At 43.7% G+C, this 20,946-nt stretch carries 18 protein-coding genes, 1 riboswitch and 1 other annotated feature; of the genes, 6 read left to right on the top strand and 12 right to left on the bottom strand.

The window, feature by feature from the left end; translation table 11 throughout:
• Positions 1–291: 291 nt before the first annotated feature.
• From NRI27_RS12760 to NRI27_RS12750, 3 genes are all read right to left on the bottom strand, one after another.
• Positions 292–936 carry a response regulator gene (locus NRI27_RS12760; protein WP_371391032.1) on the bottom strand — a complete coding sequence of 215 codons (645 nt, stop codon included), beginning with the start codon at positions 934–936 and terminating at the stop codon, positions 292–294.
• The gene (locus tag NRI27_RS12755; protein ID WP_371391031.1) at positions 933–1,994 is read right to left on the bottom strand and encodes a sensor histidine kinase; all 1,062 of its coding nucleotides are present in this window, start codon (positions 1,992–1,994) and stop codon (positions 933–935) included. The genes NRI27_RS12760 and NRI27_RS12755 overlap by 4 nt, the downstream gene beginning before the upstream one ends.
• Before the next feature lie 86 nt (positions 1,995–2,080).
• Positions 2,081–2,362: a hypothetical protein gene (locus NRI27_RS12750; RefSeq protein ID WP_371391030.1), complete on the bottom strand. Its 282-nt coding sequence runs from the start codon at positions 2,360–2,362 to the stop codon at positions 2,081–2,083.
• A gap of 59 nt (positions 2,363–2,421) precedes the next feature.
• Here NRI27_RS12750 and NRI27_RS12745 point away from each other — a divergent pair, with 59 nt between their 5' ends.
• The 4 genes from NRI27_RS12745 (at position 2,422) to NRI27_RS12730 (ending at position 6,686) form a co-directional block, all read left to right on the top strand.
• A complete protein-coding gene (locus NRI27_RS12745) occupies positions 2,422–3,444 on the top strand; it encodes a LytTR family transcriptional regulator DNA-binding domain-containing protein (RefSeq protein WP_371391029.1) in 1,023 nt (340 codons plus the stop codon).
• A 494-nt stretch (positions 3,445–3,938) separates the two neighbouring features.
• Positions 3,939–4,787, top strand: a complete 849-nt coding sequence (locus NRI27_RS12740) for an ABC transporter ATP-binding protein (RefSeq protein WP_371391027.1) — start codon at positions 3,939–3,941, stop codon at positions 4,785–4,787.
• Entirely contained in the window at positions 4,784–5,491 is a 708-nt protein-coding gene (locus NRI27_RS12735; RefSeq protein ID WP_371391026.1) for an ABC transporter permease, read from the top strand. The genes NRI27_RS12740 and NRI27_RS12735 overlap by 4 nt, the downstream gene beginning before the upstream one ends.
• 97 nt (positions 5,492–5,588) lie before the next feature.
• Positions 5,589–6,686: a M50 family metallopeptidase gene (locus NRI27_RS12730; protein ID WP_371391024.1), complete on the top strand. Its 1,098-nt coding sequence runs from the start codon at positions 5,589–5,591 to the stop codon at positions 6,684–6,686.
• Positions 6,687–6,823: 137 nt separating this feature from the next.
• Here the strand turns inward: NRI27_RS12730 and NRI27_RS12725 are convergent, their stop codons facing one another.
• The 4 genes from NRI27_RS12725 to NRI27_RS12710 all read right to left on the bottom strand — a co-directional run bounded on the left by NRI27_RS12725 (position 6,824) and on the right by NRI27_RS12710 (position 10,813).
• Positions 6,824–6,985, bottom strand: coding sequence for a hypothetical protein (locus NRI27_RS12725; RefSeq protein ID WP_371391023.1), 162 nt, complete (start codon positions 6,983–6,985; stop codon positions 6,824–6,826).
• A gap of 173 nt (positions 6,986–7,158) precedes the next feature.
• Positions 7,159–8,196, bottom strand: coding sequence for a ribonucleotide-diphosphate reductase subunit beta (locus NRI27_RS12720; protein ID WP_371391022.1), 1,038 nt, complete (start codon positions 8,194–8,196; stop codon positions 7,159–7,161).
• A complete protein-coding gene (locus NRI27_RS12715; protein ID WP_371391021.1) occupies positions 8,166–8,615 on the bottom strand; it encodes a flavodoxin in 450 nt (149 codons plus the stop codon). Before NRI27_RS12715 ends, NRI27_RS12720 begins: the two co-directional genes overlap by 31 nt.
• Complete coding sequence (locus NRI27_RS12710; protein WP_371391051.1) at positions 8,600–10,813, bottom strand: ribonucleoside-diphosphate reductase subunit alpha; 2,214 nt, start codon at positions 10,811–10,813, stop codon at positions 8,600–8,602. Before NRI27_RS12710 ends, NRI27_RS12715 begins: the two co-directional genes overlap by 16 nt.
• A 210-nt stretch (positions 10,814–11,023) precedes the next feature.
• A riboswitch (cobalamin riboswitch) is annotated at positions 11,024–11,203 on the bottom strand.
• 472 nt (positions 11,204–11,675) lie between these two features.
• On the opposite strand from NRI27_RS12710, the gene NRI27_RS12705 reads away from it, so the two are divergent.
• Both NRI27_RS12705 and argS read left to right on the top strand, forming a co-directional pair.
• Positions 11,676–11,966, top strand: coding sequence for a hypothetical protein (locus NRI27_RS12705; protein WP_371391020.1), 291 nt, complete (start codon positions 11,676–11,678; stop codon positions 11,964–11,966).
• 67 nt (positions 11,967–12,033) lie between these two features.
• Positions 12,034–12,240 (top strand) — a binding site (T-box leader).
• A 46-nt stretch (positions 12,241–12,286) separates the two neighbouring features.
• Positions 12,287–13,951, top strand: coding sequence for an arginine--tRNA ligase (argS, locus tag NRI27_RS12700; RefSeq protein WP_371391019.1), 1,665 nt, complete (start codon positions 12,287–12,289; stop codon positions 13,949–13,951).
• Positions 13,952–14,007: 56 nt separating this feature from the next.
• Here argS and NRI27_RS12695 read toward each other — a convergent pair whose 3' ends face one another.
• From NRI27_RS12695 to NRI27_RS12675, 5 genes are all read right to left on the bottom strand, one after another.
• Positions 14,008–15,408, bottom strand: a complete 1,401-nt coding sequence (locus NRI27_RS12695) for an alanine/glycine:cation symporter family protein (RefSeq protein ID WP_371391018.1) — start codon at positions 15,406–15,408, stop codon at positions 14,008–14,010.
• Between the two features lie 805 nt (positions 15,409–16,213).
• A complete protein-coding gene (locus NRI27_RS12690) occupies positions 16,214–18,157 on the bottom strand; it encodes an ABC transporter permease (protein ID WP_371391017.1) in 1,944 nt (647 codons plus the stop codon).
• Positions 18,135–18,911, bottom strand: coding sequence for an ABC transporter ATP-binding protein (locus tag NRI27_RS12685; protein WP_371391016.1), 777 nt, complete (start codon positions 18,909–18,911; stop codon positions 18,135–18,137). The genes NRI27_RS12690 and NRI27_RS12685 overlap by 23 nt, the downstream gene beginning before the upstream one ends.
• 101 nt (positions 18,912–19,012) lie before the next feature.
• A complete protein-coding gene (locus tag NRI27_RS12680) occupies positions 19,013–20,041 on the bottom strand; it encodes a sensor histidine kinase (protein ID WP_371391015.1) in 1,029 nt (342 codons plus the stop codon).
• Positions 20,038–20,721, bottom strand: a complete 684-nt coding sequence (locus tag NRI27_RS12675) for a response regulator (protein ID WP_483316079.1) — start codon at positions 20,719–20,721, stop codon at positions 20,038–20,040. Before NRI27_RS12675 ends, NRI27_RS12680 begins: the two co-directional genes overlap by 4 nt.
• Positions 20,722–20,946: the final 225 nt, after the last annotated feature.

Raw genomic sequence — 20,946 nt, 5'->3', positions numbered from 1 at the left:
ACCGCATAATCCAGCTAATCGCCGCATATCCAGGCCGCCCTCTATAAGTAAACCCTTAGCTTGTCAAAGGCATCTAGCGCGAGAGGAAACTCCACCAACAATAATTCCCCGCGCTACTAAGATGAGCAGCACATATCCAGCTAATCGCGGCATAAATCAATGGAACTCCGCATTAACTCGCCAATCGCGGCATACTTGACTAAAACGGCGCATATTCCACCGAAACGCCGCATACTTCTCGAAATCGCCGCATAACTAATCAGCCAACACTTTGTAAAGTTACTCCACCATTCAAAAAGTCAAAAACTTCTTGCGCAACGCATATTCAACTAGCTCTGGCCGACTTTTCAACTGAAGTTTTTCCATCAATTTCGCCTTATGCGCTTCCACTGTTTTCACGGATACGTACAACATTTCAGCGATTTCTTTATTGCCATAGCCTTTGGCGACGAGCGGCAAAATTTCAATTTCCCGTTTCGACAAAATCTTATACGGATCCGTTTCTCCATCCTGCTCTCTGTTATCAAGTCGTGTAACGAACGAATTAGCCATTGATTGCTGGATGTATTGTCCACCTTGATATACCGTACGAAGTGCATGAAGCAACTCTTCGTCAGGCGCATTCTTCAACACGTAGCCCGACGCCCCGTTCTTCATGACGTGATGCAAATATTCTTCATCGTCATACATCGTCAATATGACAATTCTTGTTTCCGGAAAATTTTCTTTAATTTTCCCTGTGGCAATTAATCCACTTTCCCCGGGCGGCATACTCAAATCCATTAGCAAAATGTCCGGCTGGTATTTTGCCACTACATCATACGCTTCCAAGCCATCCGCCGCTGTCGCTACAACTTCCATATCTTTTTGAAAATTAAGGATATGCATGAAGCCACTGCGCACGACCGCATGATCATCTGCAATGACTATTTTCATGTTTCATCTCCCCCTTTCACAGGCACTTTCAGCAAGATGACAGTACCTTTCCCTACTTCTGACCGGATCTTAAATTCGCCATTCACAAGATCCGCCCTTTCTTGCATGCTATAAATACCAAGCCCCGTACCTTTCGGAGACATCTCTTGCATCTGGAACCCCTTCCCTTCATCCGCGACGAATAAATGAAGGTAACCTTCTTCCTCATGCAAACGAACGACAACTTCATCCACTTCCGCATACTTCAATGCATTAAAGACAGCCTCCTGGCAAACGCGGTAAACGACTGTCTCAATTTCATTTTCATAACGCTTCGTCTCTAAAGCTGCTTGAAAATTCACGTGAAGTCCATAATTCTTCTCAATCCACTTGAAATGCGTTCGGAACGCAGCCTCTAATCCTAAATCATCCAAAGTTGCCGGCCTTAACTCTACAGACAAGTGACGGATATCGTCCAACAAACGCATTAGCGATCCTTCTGTCTGTTGCACTTTCTGCAACACGTCTTCTTCGATTGTCATATATTTCAACACACGCAAGTCGACTAACGAACTGAGCATCTCCTGCGCAACTCCGTCATGCAGCTCACGCGACAACCGTTTCCGCTCATCTTCCTGCGCTTTAATGACCCGTTTCATCATCATTTTCCGGTTCAACTCGTCTTGTGTCCGATACTGATCCGTCAAATCACGTAACATGAACACCCGAACACCCGTCGCTTCATCGATCGTCTGAATACTCGCCGAATAAGGAATGACACCCCTTCCCTTCGTCTCAAAATACACTTGAAACGAGCCAATATCCTGATTTGGTTCGGACATATAACACGCATGGCAAGTCTGCACTTCATCCGCACTCATATACCCTTTACACGTCCGACAAATCGCCTTCGTGCTCCCCGCCATCATTTGCTCATATACATCTTTGTCCAAAATCTTCTCTGCTGCCGTATTCATCGACAATACCTTCCCCTGCCGATCAAAAAAGAAAATCGCCTCATCCGACTTCCCATACAGCTGCAAAAGCAAATTGGCCAACTGCTCATTCGACGCATTCATCATTCAAAAACTCCTTCAATCTTGGCACTCATTCTTAACGCACCCGAAAAATCGTCCTTCTATACAGAATATACCGCCTATAAATATTATTCAATGGCTTGAGTTGGAATCGTAACTACTAACGATGTAGTCGTTGCTGTAACAACGTGAGAAGTTCGAGATTCTCCGTTATCACCGATTTGAACGAGTTTACCACCGATACTCAAGCCGTTATCACCGTTTCCAAGCACTTTACCACCGATTCTCGAGCCGTTACCACCGTTTCCAAGCACTTTACCACCGTCTCCACGAGTTAACCTCTGTTTTGAAAAGTCACTCTCTCCTTCCCTATCAATTATCCTCCTTTCCCCTAAGAAATTTCGTAACAATACAAAAACTGTTATACTGAATAGAAAATAGAGATTTTTGTAGAAATGAGGAATGTTCCGTGTCACTCCAATTTATTAACGCGGAAAAAAGAATTCATGATGCAATCATTTTTCCTGCATTTGATTTATCAGTCGTACCTGGGAAAACGGTGGCGATTTATTCAAGTGTAAATGTGCGTGAGCAACTGATGAACCTTTTACTTGATAAAACAAGATTATCTACAGGGGAAATCCGTGTCGATGAGCAGACAATCTCCAACCATAAACGACGAATTGGTTTCTTCTTTTTACATGTCGGACTTTATGAACGATTATCAATAGAAGAAATGCTACGATTTACTAAGCGGATATATGAGACTTCAATATGTATTGACGATGTAATTGAATTGACGCATTTGGAAACGAAGCGGAACATAAAAATTAAGCACTTATCCTATTCAGAGAGAAAGCGTGTCCAACTTGCCTGTCTTCTCATCCAAGATCCATCTATCTATGTGCTGGAAGAGCCTGACCAAAATCTTGATTTGGAATCAAAAAGGATTTTATTATCAACGATTGAACGACTCAAACAACAAAACTTAACAACTTTCATCATTACAGGAAATATGGAGAGCGCCGTGACGATGGCGGATGAAATTTTCCGATTAGACGAAAATGGGCTTCGTGCCTTTTCTACGAAGCTTGCTATTAATGAAGAAGCATCCTTGGATCGTGAAGAAACAATACAGGAATCAATCATTCCAGTTCGTCTCGAAAAAATTCCGACGAAGGTGAATGATAAAATCGTTCTATTTGATCCACCGGAAATTGATTATATTGAAAGTAATGATGGACAATCTTTCTTACATATTAAGGGAGAATCGTTTCCTTCCGTGTCGACATTAAACGATTTGCAGACAAGATTGTTGCCATTTGGTTTCTTTCGATGCCATCGATCCTATATCGTAAACTTACAAAAAGTACGTGAAGTCATTACGTGGACTAGGAATAGCTATAGTCTTGTGCTAGATGATAAAGACAAATCGACAATTCCTCTATCAAAAACAAAGATGATTGAGCTAAAAGAGATGCTTGGACTCTAAACCTGTTGGAAATTGTATTATTTCCTCGGAAATAATACGACAATTCCTACGCATTAAACGCAAATTTTTCATCGCTAAACAGAGCATTGAAGAGATCACTTTCAAAGGTTCTGTTTATTACTTTACTAGTTGCCAAAGTAAATGCTTTATTGCTTATTTGGTTAAGTACCGTAATCCAATCCTACAAATACGGTACCCATTCATCACATGACGTAACCTATCATCGTTCCCAGCTTTTCAAGCAAAGGATAAGCTATGTGCTATGAAACAACCATTTACTGTTCCAACTCAACCGTGGAAATAGCGTTTTTTACTCTACATGTGGCTAGACGTACAAAAATCCTATGCTATTATCCGTTCATTCAACTCTTTTTATGCTCCATTCAACTTCACGAGTGCTCTTTTCACCTGAATTCAAATGCACTTCCTTTTTTCTTTGCTTATGCTAAGAGTACGAAATGAATTGCGTAAGCGATCGACTTAGGAGGATGAAAATGGACAATATAATTGAAGTTAGCGGTTTAGCGAAAGTTTTTGGGAATCAAACAGCTATTGAAAGTGTCGACTTTCATGTGAAGAGAGGAGAAATATTTGGCTTCCTTGGGCCGAGCGGATCAGGAAAAACAACGACGATTAAAATATTGACCGGGCAACTTACTCCTACAAATGGAGTTGCAACCGTTTTTGGCGATCCTGTTGCTCAGATGAAGAAATCACAATACAAGAAACGCTTTGGTGTACTGACAGATAACAGTGGCTTGTACGGAAGATTGTCAATCCATGATAACCTAAAGCTCTATTGTGATTTATATGACCTGCCCCATTCAAAGATTGATGAAGTACTCGATACTGTGAATCTAAGAGAGGCAAAACAGAAAAAGGTTTCTACGTTATCGAAAGGGATGGCACAACGTGTGACGTTAGCACGGGCACTCATACACGAGCCGGAACTCCTCTTTCTTGACGAGCCAACATCTGCACTTGATCCGACAAACTCCTTGCATATCCACGAAGGTTTGCGAGCGCTTAATGCGAAGGGAACCACCATTTTTCTCACAACGCACGACATGCAAGAGGCAGAAGCGTTGTGTGACCGCGTTGCCTTTTTAAATAAGGGCAAAATTCAGCTGTTGGATCAACCAGATAAACTTAGAAAAATGTACTCTGATTCGACACTCACTGTCGAATTAGTAAATGAGGAGAAAGTAATCTTACCTGCAGGAGCTGAAGGTGCACAGCAACTCTTCGACTATATGAAGAACAACCAAGTTGTAACCATCCATTCAAACGAACCGACGCTTGGTCAAATTTTTGTAGAAGTGACAGGGAGGAAATTGGCATGAACATTTCATTAAAACGTGTTAACGCAATCTTTCAAAAGGATTTCAAGGATTTTTCACGAAACTGGGCGGTTTCTTCCGTGTTATTCGTTCCGATTGGCTTAGGCTTTATGTATGGACGTGCAGGTGTCGAAGATCTCACCTCTCATTATTTATTAATCAACTTAGCAATGGCAATGGTAGCAACTTTCGTCCAATGTTGTTTAATCGCTGAAGAAAAAGAAAAGAACACATTGCGCGGACTGATGCTATCGCCAGCTAGTACAATGGAGATTATTGGTGGAAAAAGTTTGCTTAGCTTTATTTTGACATTGGGCGTCATTGTGCTAACTTCGTATTTATCCGGATACCAACCGGCTGATACAGCAGTCATCGTTGTTGCTGTCGTGCTATCATCTTTATTTTACATTGCAATCGGAACCATTCTAGGTCTCTATTCAAAATCGGTAATGGAAGCTTCATTGATTGTGATGCCTGTCATTCTCATCTTTTCGCTTGGATCGTTTATTACACAATTAGCGGATAGTTATCCTATATTAAAAGTCGCTTTGTACTTGCCGAACATCCAACTCATTGAATTAGCGACAAAAGTGGAAGCTGGCAGTCGTTTCGGTGATGTACTTGTTGAATTAGGCATCATCGCTGCATGGGTCGTTGTGTCTTTCATTGTAACCAATATCATATACAGAAAAAGGATGATAGATTAAGATGAAACAAGTTATAAAGCTATTCATAAGCTTTTGCATCGCTGTTCTTCTCGTGTTCATTTACAAAACTGTTTTCAACTAATCTGAGGTGTTTAATTTGAAAAATTTATCGGCCTTTTTGGTTGGTGGATTGATTGGGTTTTTGGCAGTCCTTTACTACATCATCTACCCAGAACCATGGTCCATCCGATCAGCGGCAGTCGTCATCGTAAGCCTTTTTGCCAGCATCTTTCTTGGCATTTTATTGCACGAAATGGGACATTTCATCGCAGGGCGTGGCCAAGGGATGCAGTTACTCAATCTAAGTGTCGGCCCATTCGTCATCGAACGGTATAAAGGAAAGTTGTATTTCCATCTCGTCCCCTCGGTTCTTGGGTACTTAGGCAGAGCCATGATGGTATTTCCTGAACAGTTGGATAAGCACATTATGCGTAAAAAACTCATTCGTTATGTCTATGGGGGACCTATCACAAACATTGTGCTAGGTGCCCTTTCACTCGCGCTTGCTTTCTTCACGTGGCACGAGCCATTCTTTCTTATCTTTGGTCTACTAAACATTCTGTTAGGCACAATGAACTTGAAGCCTGCTATGGCAAGCAGCGTCATGACGGATGGGTTGGTCTTACAAAAGCTGAAAACAAAGCAAGATACCGTCATGCTTACGGGGTATGCCATGGCGACGAAAAGTTTGCAAGTGGAAGACGTGAAGGAGTGGTCACCAGCATTCATTCAGAAACTAGAATTACTCGTTCAATCCGACGACCCTATGAGTAAAATCTACTTGCAAACGATCGGGTATTACTATTTTCCGAATGAAGCAAGCCGCGTAACCGCCCTTGCACAACCGGTTATTGACAAACTTGACGTCAACAAGCCTGACTATTATGCCGATATGGCTGCAATTACTTTTGCGACAGCTTTGTTGTTCGAAGGAAAGCTGACAAGTTACCTAGGAGTCGAAGCGCTGCTCCAATCAATCAGCAAAGTCGACAAAGTTATCGACTTCAAACGACAGGCGCTACAATTGTATCGACATGGTGATGCTGACGGGGCAATCCAAAAACTGCACGAGGCGCATAACGCACTCGGAAAATGGCATCCATTGTATTTACGTGGAGAGATGGAGAAACGGTTACTGTTAAATTTAATCAAGATGTTGGAAAATCGTCCAAACGAAGCTACCTATTTCAATTAATCATTTCCTTCAATCATCAAATCGCGTGAAAAATAGCCTCTTTTATCCATTTCACGCGGTTTGATGTTCTCCTTCCTTACAATTCGACATTTATCGACATTATTTGTCGTCTTCTTCATACGATGAACGATACGAGCTCATTTGTCTTCTTCTAGTCGTTTTACCTGATTCCTCAGTGCAATCATTTCCCTTCTAATGGCCCGCATTTGCTTAGACGTATCAATGCCTATTCGAACAGCATACGTAATGACAAAAAACACTGCGACGAGTGCAATTGCCCCTAAAAAGTAAATTTCCATCTCTCTTTCCTCCTAATTGTTGGTATTGATAGTTTATCATATAGATCCATTTCCTGTTAAATGAGATTCGCACTTTAAATCTTCATTAACTAGCCTCAATTCGCACACAAAAAAGAAGGACCCCTTCCCACATCGAAAAGGTGTCCTTCCCTACTAGTCATTTGTACATAACCTTACAAATCATCAAACCCGTTCAAATCGCTTGTCTTCACATACTGTCTCGATGTTTGCTCAAAGAAATCGGTTTTTGTATCGTCAAAACTATCGACATACGCGCGGATCCACTTCATCGGGTTATCCGTGTACGCTGGATAGATTTCGCTTAGACCAAGCATACGCAACATTTTGTTTGCACGGTATTTGACGTAGCCAGCCATTTCGTCCAAGTCGATCCCTTCGATTCCACCAAGCACATAGTTGCTCCAGATGATTTCCTGTTCAACGGAGTGGCGGAATTGGTCGTAAATCCATTCCGTAAATTCTTCTGTATTGTAGGCAGGATTTTCGGCAAGGGTTGCGCGGAAAATGTCACTAATTGCTTTTCCGTGCTGTAACTCGTCGCGATTAATATACGAAATCATTGTAGACGTTCCGACCATCTTCTGGTGGCGTGCAAGATTGTAGAAAAACGCAAAGCCACTATAGAAGAATAGGCCTTCCAATAGCGTCGTATAGACCATCGCCTTCAACACGGTTTCGATTGTCGGATTCTCTGCAAATTCGTTGTAAATGTCGACAATCCGTTCGTTTCGCTTCATCAGTACTTCATCGCTACGTCCCATTTCAAATGAAGCCATCTGCTTGTCCAATGTCGTGACGGATGATAACACGTAAGCATAACTGTGGTTGTGCTCACTTTCCTGATCGGCAATTGTTGCCATGATCGATTTTACCGAAGGATCAGTTGCAAAGTCTGCAATTTTCATCGCAATGACCGTTTGCGGTCCGTCAAGTGTCGCCAGCAAACCGATAATTTTCAAAAATGCTTCCTGCTCGGCTTTCGATAAGTTGCCGAACTGCTTAACATCTTGTGTCATATCGACTTCATTCGCCGTCCAAAATAGTGAACGGATTTTTTGTCGTAATGTATAGAAATGTGGATGTGCAAGGTCATTCCAATTCAGGATGCCGCTCGCTTTTCCACCAAAAATCGCTGTTGATTTATTTGGATTCGCTGGATTCAGCACTTTAACGCGTGTGAGTGTTTCCATTGTTGTAAAACTCCTTTCGCCCAGTCAATGACGGTTTGTTCTTGCGCGCCACGTGGACTTTGTTCAATTTTCAGGGGAGCCATGCGTGACGCGTAAAACTTCGCGAGCTTCACTGCAGCATTGCAAAACAGGTCGTCTCCGCCAAACTGCGTATCACCCGTTCCAAATACGTATACATTGTCCGGCTTATATCCGACGTCCAAGACAAAATCTTTCACTTCGTCCGGCGTCGCCCCTTTATCCCATGTGAATGAACCGACGATCATCGCATCGAATTGGCGGGGATCTGGTACAGGCCCTAAACCAATCCGATGCACAGTCACATCCATTCCTTCACGCAGCAACGTTTCCTCTACTAGTTCCGCCACTTCTTGCGTATTGCCGCTCCACGAAGCATACGCAATTAGGAATGACACCATTCGCACTCCTCAATGTCGGAAGCCGTCGAACGTGTATAATAGGTCGTTTTCATGCCGGACTTCCAAGCTTGCATATGCAAATCGAGCAAGACGGACGCACGGATGTTGTTCGGCACATACACGTTAAACGAAATGGATTGGTCGACATGACGTTGTCGAGCCGCATTCTGCTTAATCGACCAACGTTGGTCCACAATATACGCGGAGCGGCGGTACACATCGTACGTGTTGTGGTCCAAATCTGGTGCAATGACCGGTAACTTGTAATCCTTTTTCTCCTCGTGATAAAACGGCTTGAAAATCGGGTCGATGGAAGCTGTTGAACCTGCGATGACCGAAGTTGAGCTATTCGGCGCAACCGCCATCAGATAGCCGTTTCGAATCCCGTTTGCTGCGACATTCGCACGTAGCTCCTGCCATTCTTCCGATTGGTAATCGCGTCTCTCGAAATAAGAACCAGTGTGCCAATCAGAGCCTTCAAACAATGGATAAGCCCCTTTTTCACTCGCCAATTCCATTGAAGCTTTAATCGTCAAGAAGGCGATTTTTTCATAGAGTTCATCCGCGTACGCCACTGCTTCATCGGATTCCCATTGAATATTTTTCAATGCTAACAAATGGTGCCAACCGAATGTTCCAAGTCCGATTCCACGGTAACGGGAATTCGTCCGTTGCGCTTGGACAACCGGGATTTTATTCAAATCAATGACATTATCAAGCATGCGCACTTGTATCGTGATCAATCTTTCCAAAACGTCAGCCGGTACAGCACGTCCAAGGTTAACTGAAGACAAGTTACAAACAACGAAATCGCCTGGCTTTGAACGTGTGACGACAATATCATCTTCAAGCGTTACGGACTCAAATTGCGTCGCACTCATGTTTTGCATGATTTCTGAACAGAGGTTACTTGAGTACACCATACCTTCATGTTTGTTCGGGTTCGCCCGGTTTACTTCATCACGATAAAACATGAATGGCGTCCCTGTTTCCAATTGGCTTCGCATGATGCGTTTCATAATTTCAATCGCAGGAACTGTCTCTTTCGTCAATGAAGGATGGTTTACACATTCCTCATATTTTTCACGGAAACTGCCTTGCCCTTTTGACTCATCATAGAAATCTTCGAGCGAATACCCCATCACTGTACGGACTTCGTGCGGGTCGAATAAATGCCACTCGGCACGCGCTTCGACTTGCTCCATGAAAATATCCGGCATACAAACGCCTGTAAAAATATCATGCGCACGCAGACGGTCATCCCCGTTGTTCAGTTTCAGGTCAAGGAATGTGAAAATGTCTTTATGCCACACGTCAAGATACACTGCGATCGCACCTTGGCGTTGGCCAAGCTGATCGACACTAACTGCAGTATTGTTCAGTTGTTTAATCCACGGAAGCACACCACTGGATGCTCCTTTGAACCCACGGATGGAGGACCCACGTGAACGGACTTTCCCCATATATACACCGATTCCACCGCCATATTTCGACAAATTGGCAATGTCCGTGTTGCTGTCATAAATACCTTGTAAGGAATCATCAACCGTGTCGATGAAACAGCTTGATAGCTGACCATGCGGCTTTCCGGCATTCGACAAAGTAGGTGTTGCAACGGTCATGTACAAATTGCTCATCGCCCAGTACGCTTCAGCAATTTTCCCTAGACGATTGTCCGTTTCGTTTTGCATTAACGTCATGGCAATAATCATCCAACGTTCTTGTGGCAACTCGACCGGTTGTTTATCAAAATTCACTGCCGCATAGCGATCCATCAGTGTCTTTAGCCCGATATATGTAAATAGCTTGTCCCGCTCCGGTTCAAGGAAACGACCGAGCTCATTCAACTCATCATGTGAATATTTTTCTGTCAGTACAGGTGTGTACAAACCTTGTTGCACCAGTTTTTCGACATTTTTCGCGAAATCTGTATACACTTCGACACCACGCGCTTGTGTTTGGCGTGCATACACATCATCTAAATAAATGCGTGCCGCGACGAATGTCCAATAAGAAGACGCCTCATCAATATTGCTCAAGCACTCCAGAATCATCGCTTTCGCCCATTCCGAACGGCTCGCTTCCGGATGACGCTCGTTCCAACGTTCGCTCGCTAGCAGTAATGGTTGTAATTTCTCCGTTCCGAATTCGGCTTGCAGCTTGTCCAGCAGATCAGCTCCGCTTGTCTGTTCACGCATGATTGTCAAAATAATCCCGCTCCTTCTATACTAGTTACCGGCGTTGCCGGGAATTAAAGAATTTAAGTGTTAATTAAAAATAAAAAAAGCCATGAGTCAACCTTCCCAAGGAGTCATCGCTTTGTTGTAAGTTGTAGAAACAAATCGGAACAATGCTTACATATAAGCATTACACGGATTCACTTCCACTTCTCAACCCCCGAAGAAAGTGTCGCTCGACGATGAATGGCAGGTCTACTGGCTGACGTTTCATCCTTCCGTCTCCCCTTCCCGCAACGTGCTTGTCACAGTGGTCATGAGGCGGTCGTCTACGTTCACAGTTGCGGGGACAGCTCCGACTAGCGGATTCCCTATTAAACCGAACTTGGTACCATTTCATCGCAAATACTATATATAGTGTTCTTTTCTCTTTAACTACCCTAACATGTTGTGTTCTAATCGTAAATAGCTAAAAAGTTATAATTGAATTTCAAACTTTCAAAAGGGCAGTAGGATTTTAGGGAAGATGATTAATAGAAACAGAAATTGTAAATGAGGAATAGTCGTAACGAATCGATTCATAAGGGGAACGTATATTTTTTGTTGAATTTTGTAGAAGTTACTTTTGAAGCAAAGAACATGTATGAAAATAATAAGGTGGATTTGACCTATTTTTTTGGTGGAGATTTGGGAGTTTTATTATGGGTAAATGGTCGGCTCGGAAATTGTCGAGCGGCGAGGGGATTAAAGGAGATTGTGCTTAATAATAGGGAGTTTTCCCGTTCTCACCGGTTCATGAGCAGTTACCACCGATTCGGACGGGTGTTGGGAAGAAGAAGGAAAGGAATGCAATAACCTCCAACCTCATGATCCAGAAGAGTTAGTGAAAGGCTATCCTGCGATGATTGTTCAGCAAGAGGATGAACTTGTAATCATGAAGCTAAACTCGAGTTTTAACACCCCCGATGCAAAATGGTATATAGATGAACTGGAGATTATCCAACATTTTAAAGGCGAAGAAACAACAGTTGAAACCCTAGATGAGAACAATGGCAGCCACACTTTCAAAGGCCCTCAGGAACCGGGGAGATACTATTTTTCCGCCATCCTTCGATGGAATGGAGAGATTAAGGGAGAAGCAATCTTCGCATTTTCTTTTTTCGTAAAGGAATAATTTTCATTTGAATCCATCTACTCGCAGTGCCTATTGACATTACACTTCCATTTTGGTACATTCAGATACAATATCGATGATGAAGAGAGTAACGGTCTTTTATTTCTGTAGCGAGCTGGGGGGGGTGGGAGCCTGGTGAGGGGAGATCGTGAAGCGCACTTCGAAGATGCTTTTCTGAGTTCAGTAGGAGAAGCCGGTGTCTCGCCGTTAGGAGAAAGTGGCCTGGATTGCAGGCAATTTGAGTGGTACCGCGGAACAAGCTTTCGTCTCAATCGTTTGAGATGGAGGCTTTTTATTATGCCTAAAAAGGAGTTTAGGAAATGAAAAATGTGATTTTGGAAATTTTACAGTCTGTCAGTCCGATCCCGTTGGAAGAGCATGCGTTGGAGCGTCCTGCTTATGCACATCTAGGTGACTTCGCGTTGCCTTGCTTCCCATTTGCAAAGGTCCTTCGAAAATCACCTGCAATGATTGCAGAAGAAATCGCTGCTTCTATACAGCACCCTTCCATTCGCAAAGTAGAAGCCGTCAATGGGTATGTAAATATATTTTTGGACCGAAATGGTGTTTCAAACGACATTTTGCATACGATTGTCACGCAAGGTTCCACTTTCGGGTCTTCGAATGAAGGCAATGACGGCGTCGTAACAATCGATCTTTCTTCACCAAATATCGCGAAGCCTTTTTCCATGGGGCATTTACGGTCTACGGTCATTGGGAATTCCATTGCTTTATTGCTGGAGAAAAGCGGGTTTAAACCTGTAAAGATCAACTATATCGGTGACTGGGGTACCCAATTTGGAAAGTTGCTAACGGCTTATCGGAAATGGGGCAATGAGCAAGACGTCCGCCAAGCACCTATTGAAACATTGTTGAAGCTGTACATCCGGTTCCATGAAGAAGCGGAGCAGGACGCTTCTTTGAATGACGAAGGCCGTGCTGCTTTTAAAGCATTGGAAGACGGCGATGCCGATGCGCTTGCGTTATGGAAATGGTTCAAAACGGAATCGCTGAAGGAATTTCAACGTATTTACGACTTGCTAGGTGTGGAGTTCGATTCGTATAACGGAGAAGCGTACTACAATGATAAAATGCTGCCTGTCGTAGAAGAACTCGAAGAAAAGGGTTTATTAGTTGAATCTGACGGTGCGCAAGTTGTCGACCTCGGCGAGACGATGCCGCCTTGTTTAATCAAAAAATCAGACGGGGCTACGTTGTACGCGACACGCGACTTGGCCGCAGCAATCGATCGTAACAACACGTATGATTTCGTCAAATCCATATACGTTGTGGGGAATGAACAAAGTTTGCATTTCACTCAAGTGAAGCACGTGCTCAGTAAGATGGGCTATGCATGGGGAGAAGAGATGCACCACGTACCGTTCGGGCTTATTTTACAAGGTGGAAAGAAAATGTCCACGCGTAAAGGAAAAATTGTTTTGCTAGAACAAGTACTGACAGAAGCGATTGAGCTGGCTCAACGGACGATTGAAGAGAAAAATCCGACACTTGCCAATCAATCCGAAGTGGCAGAAGCTGTCGGGGTCGGGGCAATTTTATTCAGCGACTTGAAACAACACCGCAAACACGATATCGAATTCAACTTGGAGTCGATGTTGCAAGTCGAAGGTGAAACCGGACCGTATATTCAATATACGAATGCCCGCGCGCACTCCGTTTTGCGAAAAGCAGGTATGGTTGATTCATTCGAAGTGACTGAAGTGAATGACTACGAATGGGAAACGATTAAGTTGCTTGAGCAATTCCCGCAAGTCGTCAAGCGTGCAACGGACGAATTAGATCCCTCCATTATTGCAAAATATGCCGTCGATCTCGCACAAGCATTCAATTCGTTCTACGGAAATGTAAAAGTGCTCTCCGATACAGCCCAACTTCCTTATCGTACTGCACTCATCCATAGTGTGACCATTGTGCTGACGGAAGCAATGCGACTGTTAGGCATGCAAGCACCTCAAGAAATGTAAAAAGGAAAAACCGATCGTCCCGTCTTTGGTAGAGGGAGCGATCGGTTTTATTTGCGTCACAGTTCGTGTTTATCTTCCCAACAGTCCGCGCCTTTTAACCCAGGCACTGAACTTGCTTTAAATACGGGATCCTTTCCTTGATTGCGTTGCGTAGAAAAATCATCCAACACTTTAAAAGCGACTTTCCCAAGCAACAGAATGACAACTAAGTTTAAAATCGCCATTATGCCCATGAATAAATCCGCCATACTCCAAACGATATCCACTTTCGCCAATGCACCAAACATGACCATGCCGAGAACCGCTACTCGGTACACTACCATCCACGACTTATGCGCATTGATGAATTCAATATTCGTTTCACCATAGTAATAGTTTCCAATAATGGAGCTAAATGCAAAGAACATAATAGCGATCGCTATGAAGTATGGTGCCCAAGATCCGACGTGCACTTCCATAGAAGCTTGCGTCAAAATGATGCCACTTTCTTCACCTTTATCGTAAAGACCTGCAAGAATAATAATGAAGGCAGTCGCAGAACAAACAATGATCGTATCAAAGAACACGCCTAAACTTTGCACAAGTCCCTGCTTCGCCGGGTGTGAAACGTTTGCAGTTGCCGCTGCGTTCGGCACACTACCCATCCCTGCTTCATTGGAAAATAAACCACGACGGACACCTTGCATTAACGCTGCTCCGACACCGCCACCTGCCATTTCCTTAATCCCGAATGCATGCTCAAAAATCAATGCAATCATTGCAGGAATTTCACTAAAATTCATTAGTACAACAAAGAGTGCAATTAAAATATAAAACGTCGCCATAACCGGTACGATCGATTGTGTCACTTTCACAATCCGCTTAACGCCACCAAAAATAATGACAGCCGTCAACAGAACGAGCGCTAATCCAACAGCCCAAAAAGGAAGATTAAACACATCATGAAACGACTGACTAATCGTATTCGACTGCACAGCGTTAAAGATGAATCCAAAACAAAGCGTCAATAAGATAGCAAAAACAATACCTAACTTGCGGAAACCTAACGCCTTTTCCATATAATAGGCAGGACCCCCACGGAATGTGTCGCCATCCTTCACTTTATACACTTGCGCAAGCGTACTCTCTACAAACGCAGTCGCCATACCAATCAACGCTATGACCCACATCCAAAATACAGCGCCAGGACCACCAATTCCGATTGCCAACGCAACCCCCGTCACGTTTCCGGTTCCTACCCGAGACGCCGCACTAATCGTGAATGCCTGGAACGCAGATACGCCATCATCGCTCCCCTTCTTCTCCACGATGAGCCGGAACATTTCCCGGAACAGACGAAATTGCACAAACTTCGTTCGGAACGTAAAATACAAACCGCCCGCTAATAAAAGCCCGATCAATATGTACGTCCACAAAAAATCATTGGCCGGTCCAACTAGCCATTCCAACACTTTCATCGTCATCACTCCTTAAGCAATAAATTTATCACATCTCCTTCGTCTTTACCCTATCTACATAAAAAATACCTTTTTTCAAATAAAAGCCTAAAACGCCGAGTCACACGGACACGACGTTTTGAGATGATTTCTATATATTGTGCGGGAACGAAGGAGTTGTCGTTATTGCGGGATGGAGTTAACAGATAGTTTCCTTTTACGATAGGTTGCATGGTTGTAGCTGTATTCCTCCGTTATCACCGGTTCGGAGGTGGTTATCACCGGTTCTCGAGTCGTTATCACCGATTCGGAGCACTTTATCACCTGTTCTCGAGCAGTTATCACCGATTCTCGTCACTTTATCACCGATTCGCACTTTTCCAGTCAGTTTCTCTCTAAGTAATACAGCATGGTGAAGGCATATTCCCGTTACCACCGATTCGCTGGTGATTACCACCGTTTCTCAGCAAGTTACCACCGATTCAAGCGACTTTACCACCGATTTGAGCCATGTTACCACCGATTCTAGACACTTTACCACCGATTCGCGTGCTTTCAGGGAATTTCCTACAAATCTCGTTGGGCTCAATCGGCTTTTTCCCGTTATCACCGGTTTGGCGACCGTTATCACCGATTTGAGCCTCGTTATCACCGATTCAGAGCACTTTATCACCGATTCAGAGTACTTTATCACCGATTCTCTTGTTTTCAGGAAATTTCCTACAATCCTCTTTTCGCCCATCTAGTTTTCCGGTTACATGGATTCCAGCCACTCTCCCCTATCGTTGCAAGAAACCTTATCACCGCCCACAAATCATTCCACCCCTCAAAAAGCTGCTTTCACTGTTTTACGGTAATACCCTACTGTCAAGAAGCAGAACATGATGTAAATGAGTGCGTAAATACTCATTGCAATCGACGCGGGCACAGTAATATCGGACATGAACATGAAAGATGCTGCCTTAATCGCAAAGATAGAGTGTAGCAGTCCAATCAGTAACGGTACTCCGAAGACAAATAGTTGTTTGCGAATAATGCCACCCATAATGTCTTGTACCGTGAAGCCTAACTGGCGCAACGTCGCATAACTTCTCTTCTCCTGGTCGGCTTCTGTCATTTGTTTGAAATACAGGATGCTACCTGTCGAAACGAGGAAAACGAGACCTAGAAAACCCGCAATGAAGATCAGCAACCCCGAAGTTTGCATCGTTGAGACATATTGTGAATAATAATCAAATGTCATACGGTCTTCGGCATCTAAAAGCTCATGATAAATAGCAGAAGCTTCAGCTTGCTGATCTTTATCCAAAATCGCAATCGCATTAAAGTTGCTAATTCTGTGTTCCTCTTCTTCATTGATAAACCGGTCTTTTATTTCATGATAAAATGCATCATCCACGACAAGTTGTGTACCGGCAAAAGGTAGATTGATGACATTTCCTTCTCGCACCTTTGTAACAGTTACGTCCAGCTCATTTTGTTCTGTCCTCAATTGCACAGTAAAAGGGACGTCCTCCGTTTTCATCATCCAATAGACAGACGCATCATAGAAATAAGCTGTTTGCGCATCAGGGGAGTCAACATCGATACCGGCTTGCTGGAGTTGTTTTACACTGATAATGTTTGCATATAAGTTTTCTCCTAACCACTTGGTCGACGAAGTTTCCTCAAGGAATTTCCCATCCAAATTCAAAGCTTCAATCGGCGTATACTGATACGAAATCCCTTGCCGATCAAGTTCATCCGTAAATTGCTTCTCTACCGCCTCATCCTGCTCTCCATAGCCTCCAAACATGAAATCATGTGGATAAACAGAACGAGTCTCCTTCTCTGTCGAATAATAAAGCGAGTACGCCCCCGCCAACATGGCTAACGTCATAGCCGACAACACGGTAATAATTGTGAGTGAATTTGCATTTCCTTTCATACGATGCATGAGCGGTGCAATGGACAGACTTCCTTTTAAGCCTAAATGCCCTTGTTTACGTCTCCGTACTTGATAAAACAACCAGCTGATTGTCACTCTGAATAACAGATAGGTGCCTGAAATCGTTGTCGCTAACACAACAAGCATATTAATAAGCAGAAAAGCATTGATCATACGCCCCGACAGCCAATAGCCAAATCCGATTAAGACCATTCCCAAAAGGGCAAGAAATGCCGAACGGAAAGCTTTCGGCTTTTTCGGATGTTCGCCTTGCTTTTCCGCATTAAAAAGGCCAAGCAATGTTGTACGACGCACTGCGATAAGCATTTGTATGGAAGTTAGGATGATGATTGCAATGAACACAATAACCGTCTGCAAAACTGCCGTGTTCGAAAACGTCAGCTCAATAAATCCATCAAACCCAACTAATTTCATGAGCAACAATAAAAACACACGTGACACAAGGATTCCAGCACCGATTCCAATTGCCAACGCCCCTGCACTAAGCAGCGTATTTTCCAAAATTAACAGTCGTGCAACTGCACCTTTTGTTAGCCCAATCAACTGGTAAAGACCGATTTCTCGGCTTCTTCTTTTTAGAAAAATTGAATTCGCATAAACGACGAAAATCCCTGCTATAAACAGCAACAGAATACCTGCAGCCTTAAACGCAGTTCCCATTTTTCCACCCGATTGTTCAACAACCGCCGGATCATGCTGTAACGTAGCAAATACAAAATACAACACAACACTAAAAATGAGCGCAAAAAAATACAAATAGTAGTGCTTGATATTCTTTCTCATACTGCGGACGACGAGATCAAAAAGCGTCAACGCTGTCACCCCCGAGCACACCTTGCACTTTCAGGATTTCCTGGAAGAACGCTTGTCTCGTTTTATCACCGCGGTATAATTCCGAATAAATGTTTCCATCTTTCAGGAAAACAACTCGGCTGCAGTAGCTCGACGCAACAGGATCATGGGTCACCATCATAATTGTGACACCACGTTGTTTATTCACATCTTCCAATGTTCCAAGCAGTGACGAAGCTGATTTCGAATCCAGCGCTCCTGTCGGTTCATCTGCAAAAACCATCGATGGCTTATTGATAAGCGCGCGTGCTGCAGACGTCCTCTGCTTCTGACCACCTGAAATTTCGTGTGGGTATTTATTCGCCAACTCTTTAATACCTAACAAATCCGCAATGGTATTGAACTGATCCTCGGCCACGCGCTTTTTCATCTTTCCGAGCGATACGGGCAATAAAATATTCTCTTTCACAGTCAATGTATCGAGCAAATTGTAATCTTGGAATATGAATCCTAGCTGATCACGTCTGAACGCGGATAGCTCACGATCTTTCATTTTCGAAATATCCGAATCCCCAATGAGAATTGATCCTTCCGTCGTACGGTCAATTGTCGCAAGAACATTCAACAGTGTCGTCTTCCCGGCACCTGACGCCCCCATGATGCCGACAAATTCACCTTCCATTACACGTAAGTCGATACCTTTCAAGACGTGTTGCACATTCCCCCGTGACCCGAATGACTTCCGAACATTTTGTGCATGCAATACCGTTTTATATGGTTCCATTCCGTTTACCTCCCTGTTTGCTATACCTTAATCTTACGTATCGTTTGGCATACAGTCGTTTGATTCACATGACAAACAGGTCGGTCAACGTTACATTGTTGTCACTTTCGTGTAGCATCAAATTCATTTTCCATCGGGAACGTCATATGCACCGTCGTCCCTTTGCCGACTTCAGACTTGATGGTCAGAAGTATACCGATTTTCATAGCCACTTGTTGTGCTAAATAAAGGCCAAGTCCAGTCGCAGCATTATGCAATCTGCCCGTGTTTCCCGTAAATCCTTTGTCAAACACCCTCGGCAAATCGTGTGCAGGAATACCTGGCCCTTCATCCGAAATGCACAATACCCGATGACCACTCGGTTTTTGATTCGTAGTAATTGAAATTGTGCCACCAGCTGGACTGTATTTTATCGCATTAGTCAGCAACTGGCGAATGATAAAACGGCACCATTTACTATCCGTAACAACCGCCAGCTCCTTTTCATCCAGCTCAATCCCAATATTCTTTTCCAGACACCATGGCGTCAAATCACGTAATTCCGCTGTCACCAATCGAACAATCTCGGTAAGCGTAAGTACATAATCTGTTTCAAGCGAAGGCATCCGTGACATGTACAATTGTCTGTCAATGAGCAAATGCACCCGAAGCCATTCCGCTTCAATTTTTCGCATCGGTGGAAACTCACGATTTGCATCAATTGTCATCTTCATCGCAGTTAACGGCGCTTTCACTTCATGCACCCATGCCGCCGTGTAATCACTTTCGATGAGGTTTGCTGTTTTGATTTCAGATAGATTATTCAGCTGGTCTGTTGCAATTTGTCCAAGAAATTCATTCGTTAGTTGATCGCGGTTAAACACTGGTTCCGGCAACGCTTCCTGCCAATGCACATCATTTTCAGCTGCAATATGTATCAATTCCTTCATGTAAGACGTCTCTTTTTTGTAACGCCAGACGAGAAAAATAACGAAAACCATAACCAGCAAGCCATTTAAATAAATCAGAGAACTCATCTCCATCGACAGCCCTTTATCCATCCAGATGAGCACATCCGTAAAGATAAGCGCACCGCCGAACAGCAAAATCCAGCTTTTCATATCGCCTACATACGCTAAAAATTCCTTCACAACGTCACCGCCATATAACCCATTCCTTTTTTTGTGACAATCGCGTCACCGAGTCCGACTTCTGCGAGTTTCTGCCGCAACCGTGTAACATTCACAGTTAACGTATTATCGTTCACAAATCGCTCATCGTCCCACAACCTCCGAATTAATTCATCCCGCGAAACAATCTCGTCTTTATATTGAACAAGCACAGTCAATATGAAAAATTCGTTCTTCGTCAATTCCAAATCGATGCCGTCTTTCCGAATGACGCCCCGCTTCATGTCAATAACAGCACCATTCCACTCCAATACATCAACCGACTCCTCCGCATACGCATACGTCCGACGAAGCGTCGCCTGAATTTTCGCCAGCAACACATCCGTATGAAACGGTTTCTGGATATAATCATCCGCCCCCATATTCATCGCCATCACCATATCCATCGGATGATCACGCGACGACAAAAAGATGATTGGCACTTTTGAAACCGCCCGAATCTCCCGGCACCAATGGAACCCATCATACGCCGGAAGCTGAATATCCATAATGACAAGATGCGGTTTCGCCTCAATAAAAGCCTCCATCACCTGATGAAAATTCTCAGGTCCCACCACACGAAACGACCATTGCGCCAACCGCTCTTGCAATGAGGTGAAAATTGCCTCATCATCCTCCACAATGAAAATCGTCATATCCATCCTTCGCACACCCTCTCTTACTTGCATTATAAAGATGTTTAAGGGAAAATTCGCTCTGAAAGGTGGAGTGTTAAATAAATTTTACCCCAAAATAACCTTTAACCGGCCACTTCAAGTAGATTCTCCTCTTTATAGAGCTACATATATAAGGAATTTTCACTTACCACCGGTTCGCCGGCGTTTACCACCGTTTCGTTGGCGATTACCACCGTTTCTCAGCACTTT

This window comes from Sporosarcina sp. OR05, assembly GCF_041414805.1.
Taxonomy (GTDB): domain Bacteria; phylum Bacillota; class Bacilli; order Bacillales_A; family Planococcaceae; genus Sporosarcina; species Sporosarcina saromensis.
This window is presented reverse-complemented; position numbering and strand designations above follow the sequence as displayed.

Excerpts from the sequence above, each read along its gene's own strand:
- NRI27_RS12760 (WP_371391032.1), bottom strand. The coding sequence starts at position 936 with ATGAAAATAGTCATTGCAGATGATCATGCGGTCGTGCGCAGTGGCTTC.
- NRI27_RS12755 (WP_371391031.1), bottom strand. The coding sequence starts at position 1,994 with ATGAATGCGTCGAATGAGCAGTTGGCCAATTTGCTTTTGCAGCTGTAT.
- NRI27_RS12740 (WP_371391027.1), top strand. The coding sequence starts at position 3,939 with ATGGACAATATAATTGAAGTTAGCGGTTTAGCGAAAGTTTTTGGGAAT.
- NRI27_RS12735 (WP_371391026.1), top strand. The coding sequence starts at position 4,784 with ATGAACATTTCATTAAAACGTGTTAACGCAATCTTTCAAAAGGATTTC.
- NRI27_RS12725 (WP_371391023.1), bottom strand. The coding sequence starts at position 6,985 with ATGGAAATTTACTTTTTAGGGGCAATTGCACTCGTCGCAGTGTTTTTT.
- NRI27_RS12720 (WP_371391022.1), bottom strand. The coding sequence starts at position 8,196 with ATGGAAACACTCACACGCGTTAAAGTGCTGAATCCAGCGAATCCAAAT.
- NRI27_RS12715 (WP_371391021.1), bottom strand. The coding sequence starts at position 8,615 with ATGGTGTCATTCCTAATTGCGTATGCTTCGTGGAGCGGCAATACGCAA.
- NRI27_RS12710 (WP_371391051.1), bottom strand. The coding sequence starts at position 10,813 with ATGCGTGAACAGACAAGCGGAGCTGATCTGCTGGACAAGCTGCAAGCC.
- argS (WP_371391019.1), top strand. The coding sequence starts at position 12,287 with ATGAAAAATGTGATTTTGGAAATTTTACAGTCTGTCAGTCCGATCCCG.
- NRI27_RS12695 (WP_371391018.1), bottom strand. The coding sequence starts at position 15,408 with ATGAAAGTGTTGGAATGGCTAGTTGGACCGGCCAATGATTTTTTGTGG.
- NRI27_RS12685 (WP_371391016.1), bottom strand. The coding sequence starts at position 18,911 with ATGGAACCATATAAAACGGTATTGCATGCACAAAATGTTCGGAAGTCA.
- NRI27_RS12675 (WP_483316079.1), bottom strand. The coding sequence starts at position 20,721 with ATGGATATGACGATTTTCATTGTGGAGGATGATGAGGCAATTTTCACC.